Below are 7,650 nucleotides of genomic sequence, written 5' to 3'. Positions count from 1 at the left end.
CGGGTGGGGGCGCCCCTTCGGCGTAAGCGTTGCTGCCGTCAGTGGCCGGCCGTCGTCGGCTCGCCCGAGGCAGGGGTCTCGGCGCCGTGCTCGGCGCCGTGGGACGCCTCGCCCGACGGGGAAGCCGTGGCGCTCGGCTCGGCCGACGGGGCCGCCGGGACGATCGTGGGGCCGAAGTCCTTGAAGTAGCTCTTCGACGGGACGACGAAGGCGCTCAGGCTCACGTCACCGGTCTTGCTCAGCTTGAAGACGAGCTTCTGCGCGTCGCCGTCGCGGGCGGCCTCGGAGCCGTTCTCGATCATGGCGGAGGCGTTGCCCTCACCGCCGATGACGACGGAGCCGTGGGCCGGGACGACGATCGGGCCGTCGCCCTCGGCCGCCTTCAGCTTCACGACGGAGGCCGTGCCGGGCAGGCGGATCGCGTCGACGGTCTGCGGCAGGCTGCCGTTGTTGAAGACGGTGGCCGAGACGGCGGCCGGGCCCTTGGTGCCGGGCAGCGGCTGGGTGATGACCAGCGCGTTCTGGATCTTGACGTCGTCGACCGTGACGGCGGCGTTGTCCGGCCGGACCTCGAGGGTCTGCGCGTCGTTGCCCGCACCACAGGCGGAGAGCGCGGCGACGGAGAACACGATGGCGGTGGCGGCGAGGGCGCCGCGTCGAAGGCTGCGGCTCACGGCGGCGGCATCTCCTAGGACGTACGGACGGGCGTGGGAACTAAGGGACAGCTAAAGGTGTGTCAGCGCGCTTAGGTTACCGAGCCTCACTCCGCGTCCCGCACCCGACCCGCCCCTAACCGGTCACGGTCGTCCCCGGGGGTCGGCGGCGCAGGCCCTCCCCTCGCCCCTCGCGCACTCCCCGGTTGTCACCCCGCGTGGCCGGATCACGACCCATTGACCTGTTGTTCACATAACCGCCTTGATCAATTCGGGGGCGGCTCCGCATTCCCCCGAGCCGGCCCTCCGGAAAATCCCCTACCGGCCTCGGTTGATGTCCACTGATCAATTTCGGGAATCACCCCGGGATGCATCCGTACGGGTGGTCGATCCTCGAACGGAGTAGGTGAAGAAGCCCGCTCCGAACCCGACAAAACGGGACATCGCCCCTCCCTCGGGGGCCTCCGGGTGTGTGTAACGTGCGCGTTTCTCTCCGTCCACGCAGCCGCTCCGACCTGCGAATACCGCCTTCCGGAAGCCCTCCGCAGCACGTTCGTGTCACCGTTGTCAAGCCCCGAGATATGCCCTGACCTGCGAAAACGCCATTCAGAAGAAGCCGAATCCGTGTTACCCTGGATAGCCACGGAAGGGGTACCTGTCACATGACGTTCAAGGTTGGCGACACCGTGGTCTATCCCCATCACGGGGCCGCGCTGATCGAGGCCATCGAAACTCGCCAGATCAAAGGCGTGGACAAGACCTACTTGGTGCTCAAGGTCGCGCAGGGCGACCTGACGGTTCGTGTGCCGGCGGACAATGCGGAGTTCGTCGGTGTTCGCGATGTGGTCGGTCAGGACGGGCTGGACCGGGTCTTCGAGGTGCTGCGCGCACCGTACGCCGAAGAGCCGACGAACTGGTCCCGTCGCTACAAGGCAAATCTCGAGAAGCTCGCCTCCGGCGATGTCATCAAGGTCGCCGAAGTGGTGCGCGACCTGTGGCGTCGTGAGCGCGAGCGCGGACTTTCCGCGGGCGAGAAGCGCATGCTCGCCAAGGCTCGCCAGATCCTGGTCAGCGAGCTGGCCCTCGCGGAGAACACGAACGAGGACAAGGCCGAGGCGCTCCTCGACGAGGTCCTCGCGTCCTGAGCGGCGTTCCCAAGTGAAGCAGTGAAGCGATGCCGCGGTGCCCGCTGGCGTGCTGTGATCCACACAGTGCTGCCGTCGGGCGCTGCGGCATGTTCGCGTGCGTCGCATGTTCGCGTACGTTTGCGGAGCGTACGCGTCACCGCACCGCCGAAGTAACCCGCACCCCCTGAACTTCTCAACGCCCGAACCCCTGTGCCCACGCGGCCACGCCTCGACCGTCGTCACGGAAAGGGCCCGGTCAAGGCGGTGCGTCCGGCACGGTGAGGCCATACCCATGTCGGCCGCGGAAACAAACCTGCCGGAGTGCAACCGATGTCAGACGAAGTGCGTCCCCGTCGTACCGCCGTGGTGATCCCGGCCGCAGGGCGGGGCGTGCGCCTCGGCCCGGGCGCCCCCAAGGCGCTCCGCGCGCTGAACGGCACCCCCATGCTCATCCACGCCGTCCGCGCGATGGCCGCCTCCCGCGCGGTCTCCCTGGTCGTCGTGGTCGCACCCCCCGACGGCGCCGCCGAGGTCAAGAACCTCCTCGACGCCCACGCCCTGCCCGAGCGGACCGACTACCTCGTCGTCCCCGGCGGCGACACCCGCCAGGAGTCCGTCCACCTCGGCCTCAAGGCGCTCCCCGAGGGCATCACCACCGTCCTCGTCCACGACGCGGCCCGCCCGCTGGTCCCCGTCGAGACCGTGGACGCCGTCATCGAGGCCGTACGGGACGGGGCCGTCGCCGTCGTCCCCGCGCTGCCCGTGGCCGACACCGTCAAGGAGGTCGAGCCGGCCGAGCAGCCCGGCGACCCCGAGCAGGTCGTCGCCACCCCGATCCGCGCCCGCCTCCGCGCCGTCCAGACGCCGCAGGGCTTCGACCACGACACCCTGGTCAACGCCCACGCCACCGTCGCCCTCACCGGCGAGGGCGCCACCGACGACGCCGGCATGGTCGAGAAGCTCGGCGCGCCCGTCGTCGTCGTGCCCGGCCACGAAGAGGCCTTCAAGGTGACCCGCCCCCTCGACCTCGTCCTCGCCGAGGCCGTACTCGCCCGCAGGAGGGCCAACGATGGCTTCTGACCTCCCCCAAGTTCTCGGCTCCGCTCGAACAGGGGGTACCCCCACCCTGATCCCCCGTACCGGCATCGGCACGGACGTCCACGCCTTCGAGAAGGGGCGGGAGCTGTGGTGCGCCGGTCTCCTCTGGGAGGGCGAGGAGTACGGGCTCGCCGGGCACTCCGACGGTGACGTCGCCGCCCACGCCGCCTGCGACGCGCTCTTCTCCGCCGCCGGCATCGGCGACCTCGGCGCCCACTTCGGCACCTCGCGCCCCGAGTGGTCCGGCGCCTCCGGCGTCACCCTGCTCGCCGAGGCCGCCCGGATCGTCCGCGCCGAGGGGTACGAGATCGGGAACATCGCCGTGCAGGTCGTCGGCGTCCGCCCCAAGGTCGGCAAGCGGCGCGAGGAGGCGCAGAAGGCGCTGAGCGAGGCGGCGGGCGCCCCCGTCTCCGTGTCCGGCACCACCACGGACGGACTCGGCCTCACCGGCCGCGCCGAGGGCCTCGCCGCCCTCGCGACCGCCCTCGTGTACCCCGTACAGGAGCGGCAGGCGTGAAAAACGTGCCCTGCCGCCGGGAATCGGTCGCAGGGCACTACCACACGCCCACTACCCTGGAGTGGTGACTATTCGCCTGTACGACACCAGCGCCCGGCAGATCCGTGACTTCACCCCGCTCACACCGGGCGCCGTCTCGATCTACCTCTGTGGTGCCACCGTGCAGGCGGCCCCGCACATCGGCCACATCCGGTCGGGGCTGAACTTCGACATCATGCGCCGCTGGTTCGCCTACCGCGGCTACGACGTCACGTTCATCCGCAACGTCACCGACATCGACGACAAGATCATCAGGAAGGGCGCCGAGCAGGGCCGCCCCTGGTGGTCCATCGGCTACGAGAACGAGCGCGCGTTCAACGACGGCTACGACGCCCTCGGTTGCCTGCCGCCCACCTACGAGCCCCGCGCCACCGGTCACGTCCCCGAGATGATCGAGATGATGCGGGGGCTGATCGAGCGCGGCCACGCCTACGAGGCGGACGGCAGCGTCTACTTCGACGTGCGCTCCTTCCCCGGGTACCTGGAGCTCTCCAACCAGGACATCGACGACCTCCGCCAGCCCGCCGAGGAAGGCATCACCGGCAAGCGCGACCCCCGCGACTTCGCCATGTGGAAGGCGACCAAGCCGGGCGAGCCCGACTGGGACACCCCGTGGGGCCGCGGCCGCCCCGGCTGGCACCTGGAGTGCTCGGCCATGGCCCACAAGTACCTGGGCTCCGCCTTCGACATCCACGGCGGCGGCCTCGACCTGATCTTCCCGCACCACGAGAACGAGATCGCCCAGGCCAAGGCCTTCGGCGACGACTTCGCCTCGTACTGGGTGCACAACGCCTGGGTCACCATGAGCGGCGAGAAGATGTCGAAGTCGCTCGGCAACAGCGTGCTGGTGTCCGAGATGGTGAAGAACTGGCGCCCCATCGTCCTGCGCTACTACCTGGGCACCCCGCACTACCGCTCCATGATCGAGTACAGCGAGGAGTCCCTGCGCGAGGCCGAGTCGGCCTTCGCCCGCATCGAGGGCTTCGTCCAGCGCGCCACCGAGAAGGCCGGGACGACCGTCGCCCCCGCCGCCGAGGTGCCGCCGGCCTTCGCCGAGGCCATGGACGACGACCTGGGCGTGCCGCACGCGCTGGCGATCATCCACACCACCGTCCGCCAGGGCAACAGCGCCCTCGCCGCGGACGACAAGGACGAGGCCATCGCCCGCCTCGCCGAGGTCCGCGCCATGCTCGGCGTCCTCGGCCTCGACCCGCTCGACCCGCACTGGGCCGAGGAGACGGGTGGCGGCGAGGAGCTCCACGGCGTCGTCGACACCCTCGTACGACTCGTGCTCCAGCAGCGCGAGTCGGCGCGCGAGCGCAAGGACTGGGCGACCGCGGACGCGATCCGCGACCAGCTGGCCCAGTCCGGCCTCGCCATCGAGGACAGCCCCGACGGCCCCCGCTGGACGCTGGGCAACCGTTAGAAGACGTGCCGCTCGGGACACCGGGCGGCACACTTCAGTTACAGACTTTGTACGTCAGCAGAGGAAACAGGTAGTCATGGCCGGGAACAGCCAGCGCAGGAACCGTCGCACGTCCAACAAGAAGGGTGCGACGGTCGGCAGCGGTGGCCAGCGGCGCAAGGGCCTCGAAGGCAAGGGCCCGACCCCCAAGGCCGAGGACCGCAAGGGCCACAAGGCGTACCGCGTCTCCAACGCGATGGCCCGGCAGGCGGCCAAGCGCCGTCCCGCGCCCCGCCGCGGCGGCCCCAAGGGCGCCAGCGAGATGGTCGTCGGCCGCAACCCGGTCTTCGAGGCGCTGCGTGACGGCGTGCCCGCCACCACGCTGTACGTGCAGCAGTTCATCGACAACGACGAGCGGGTGCGCGAGGCCCTCCAGCTCGCCGGCGCGCGCGGCAACATCAACCTGATGGAAGCCCCGCGCCCCGAGCTCGACCGCATGACCAACGGGCTGAACCACCAGGGTCTGGTCCTGCAGGTCCCGCCGTACGAGTACGCGCACCCCGAGGACCTCACCGCCGCCGCCTACGACGAGCACGAGGACCCGCTGATCGTCGCGCTCGACGGCGTCACCGACCCGCGCAACCTCGGCGCGATCGTCCGCTCCGTCTCCGCTTTCGCGGGCCACGGCGTGGTCATCCCCGAGCGCCGTGCCGCCGGCATGACCGCCGGTGCCTGGAAGACCTCGGCCGGCACCGCCGCCCGTACCCCGGTCGCCCGCGTCACCAACCTGACCCGCGCCCTGCAGGAGTACAAGAAGGCCGGCATCGCGGTCGTCGGCCTCGCCGCCGAGGGCACGCACGAGGTGCAGGACCTGGAGGCGCTCGGCGGCCCGGTCGTCATCGTCGTCGGCTCCGAGGGCAAGGGCCTGTCCCGGCTCGTCGGCGAGACCTGCGACTACCTCGTCCGCATCCCGATGCCGGGCGGCGCCGAGTCGCTCAACGCCGGTGTCGCCGCCGGTGTCGTGCTCTACGAGGCGGCCCGCCGCCGCATGGGCTGACCCGAACGAGGGAACCGCCCCGGCCGTGATCTTGACGGGCCTCGGACATTTGGCAACCGTCAAGGCAGTGTCCTAACCGCACATCACTCGGTTAGATGAGTGTGGACACCAGAACGCCCCGGCCGGGGTTCGACGATCAGCCCGCGCTGAGCATGGTCAAGGTGGATTCCGATCCCGCCCAGGTGATCGTGAACCACGCCAGCTTCCGTGTGCGGCTCGCGCCGGCCCCGCAGCCGAAGTTCGCGGCCCGCACCGCCGCTCTGTCCGGAGTGGGCGCGGGCGGCCCGCGCCGTCGCCCCGTCGTGTGGACCGGAAAGTCCGCGCCGGGCGCGACCGGCCTCCTCCAGGCCGTGCGCGAGTCGTCCGTCTCCACGCTCGAACCCGTCGGACACGGCGGGCACGGCGTCGGCGACACCCAGGCCATCCCGCGCCTCGACACCACGATGCCCACCCCCGTGGTGCCCGCCGAGGCCGCGCCCCTGCTGCCGCCGATGCGCCGCGCCGAGGGCGCCTACGACGAGGTGTACGACCTCGGGCCGGAGCCCACCGAGCCGTACGAGCACGACGCCCCGGGCGCCCGGGCCGCGCAGCGCCACGGCCAGGACAACGTCCGGCACGCCTACTACCCGGGCCGCCGGATGAACCTCGGTGTCGTCCTGCTCCCGCTCCGGGTCTTCCTCGGCTTCATCTCCATCTACGCGGGCATGGGCAAGCTCTGCGACCCCGTCTACTTCGACGGCGGCGAGCGCGGCTCCATGGTGAAGTGGCTCAACTCCCTGCACCCCTGGGCCCTCGCCGAACCGCTGCGCGACTTCGCCCTCCAGCACCCCGTCGGCGCCGGCCTCACCGTCGCCTTCCTCCAGGTCGTCGTCGGCGTCCTCACGGTCCTCGGCCTCTGGCAGCGGGTCGCCGCCGTCGTCGGCGCCCTGCTCTCCGCCGCCCTCATCCTGACCGTCAGCTGGAAGACCGTCCCGGTCTACGACTCCGCCGACATCATCTACCTGGCCGCCTGGTCCCCGCTGATCATCGCCGGCGCCCCCGTCTACTCCCTCGACGGCCGCCTCGCCGGGGAGGCCTGGCGGACCCTCGGCCCGCGCGCCGAACTCTGGGACCTCCGCCGCCGCGTCACCCGCCGCAGCACCCTCCTCGCCGCCGTCGTCGTCGGCCTCACCCTCCTCGTCGGCTCCGTCCTCGGCGGCGCCGTCCGCTCCACCGAGATGGTCACCGTCCCGGGCCCCAACGACGACCCGATCAACCACCTGCCCGGCCAGCCGCTCCCGCAGGAGCCGACGCGCACCCCGTCGAAGTCCGCGTCCAAGGCGCCCCAGCCGGCCGCGACCACCGAGGCCCCGGCGCGGAGCGAGGAGACCGAGGAGGCCACCCGGCCCACCGAGACGACCCGCGAGTCCACCCGGACCCAGGAGCAGCGGCCGACCGCCACGCAGGGCACCGGCACCGGCAGCCGTACGCCCACGCAGTCGAAGCCGGCGCCCCCGCCGTCCACCAGCGACAGCCCGGGCACCAGCGGCGGCACGTCGAGCGGCGGCTCGACCGGCTCCACGAGCACCCCGTCCGAGAGCGGCTCGACGTCGGGCGGCGCGCACAACCCGATCGGCGGCCTGCTGGGCTGACGTACGGCAGCGAGAAGGGGGGGCCCCCCCCCCCCGGTGGCCGGGTGGTGGGCGGGTGGGTGTGGCGGGTGGGCGGTGGCGTGGGCGCCGTGGAGGTGGTCGCGGGGGCGGGCGGTGGCCATG

Annotated in this window: 7 protein-coding genes; 6 read left to right on the top strand and 1 reads right to left on the bottom strand. The window is 71.6% G+C overall.

Annotated features, from left to right (window positions below; all coding sequences use genetic code 11):
* Positions 1 to 38: 38 nt before the first annotated feature.
* Positions 39 to 674: a DUF461 domain-containing protein gene (locus ACWGN5_RS41350; protein ID WP_453524067.1), complete on the bottom strand. Its 636-nt coding sequence runs from the start codon at positions 672 to 674 to the stop codon at positions 39 to 41.
* A 641-nt stretch (positions 675 to 1,315) separates the two neighbouring features.
* Between ACWGN5_RS41350 and ACWGN5_RS41345 the strand changes: the two genes are divergently transcribed.
* From ACWGN5_RS41345 to ACWGN5_RS41320, 6 genes are all read left to right on the top strand, one after another.
* On the top strand, positions 1,316 to 1,798 hold the full coding sequence (locus ACWGN5_RS41345) for a CarD family transcriptional regulator (protein WP_003953493.1): 483 nt from the start codon (positions 1,316 to 1,318) through the stop codon (positions 1,796 to 1,798).
* 312 nt (positions 1,799 to 2,110) lie between these two features.
* Positions 2,111 to 2,860: a 2-C-methyl-D-erythritol 4-phosphate cytidylyltransferase gene (gene ispD, locus ACWGN5_RS41340; protein WP_453524064.1), complete on the top strand. Its 750-nt coding sequence runs from the start codon at positions 2,111 to 2,113 to the stop codon at positions 2,858 to 2,860.
* Entirely contained in the window at positions 2,850 to 3,395 is a 546-nt protein-coding gene (ispF, locus tag ACWGN5_RS41335) for a 2-C-methyl-D-erythritol 2,4-cyclodiphosphate synthase (protein ID WP_453524061.1), read from the top strand. The genes ispD and ispF overlap by 11 nt, the downstream gene beginning before the upstream one ends.
* A 64-nt stretch (positions 3,396 to 3,459) precedes the next feature.
* A complete protein-coding gene (gene cysS / locus ACWGN5_RS41330) occupies positions 3,460 to 4,860 on the top strand; it encodes a cysteine--tRNA ligase (protein WP_453524059.1) in 1,401 nt (466 codons plus the stop codon).
* 76 nt (positions 4,861 to 4,936) lie between these two features.
* Positions 4,937 to 5,896, top strand: coding sequence for a 23S rRNA (guanosine(2251)-2'-O)-methyltransferase RlmB (rlmB, locus tag ACWGN5_RS41325; protein ID WP_453524057.1), 960 nt, complete (start codon positions 4,937 to 4,939; stop codon positions 5,894 to 5,896).
* Positions 5,897 to 5,991: 95 nt separating this feature from the next.
* The gene (locus tag ACWGN5_RS41320) at positions 5,992 to 7,527 is read left to right on the top strand and encodes a DoxX family membrane protein (protein WP_453524054.1); all 1,536 of its coding nucleotides are present in this window, start codon (positions 5,992 to 5,994) and stop codon (positions 7,525 to 7,527) included.
* Positions 7,528 to 7,650 lie beyond the last annotated feature (123 nt).

The sequence above is a fragment of the Streptomyces sp. NPDC055815 genome, assembly GCF_053616475.1.
Note: the sequence above shows the minus strand (reverse complement) of the source record. Positions and strands in the feature narration are given on the sequence as shown.

Bases quoted from the DNA above. Each gene is read 5' to 3' on its own strand.
- ACWGN5_RS41345 (WP_003953493.1), top strand. From the start codon at position 1,316: ATGACGTTCAAGGTTGGCGACACCGTGGTCTATCCCCATCACGGGGCC.
- ispD (WP_453524064.1), top strand. From the start codon at position 2,111: ATGTCAGACGAAGTGCGTCCCCGTCGTACCGCCGTGGTGATCCCGGCC.
- ispF (WP_453524061.1), top strand. From the start codon at position 2,850: ATGGCTTCTGACCTCCCCCAAGTTCTCGGCTCCGCTCGAACAGGGGGT.
- rlmB (WP_453524057.1), top strand. From the start codon at position 4,937: ATGGCCGGGAACAGCCAGCGCAGGAACCGTCGCACGTCCAACAAGAAG.
- ACWGN5_RS41320 (WP_453524054.1), top strand. From the start codon at position 5,992: ATGAGTGTGGACACCAGAACGCCCCGGCCGGGGTTCGACGATCAGCCC.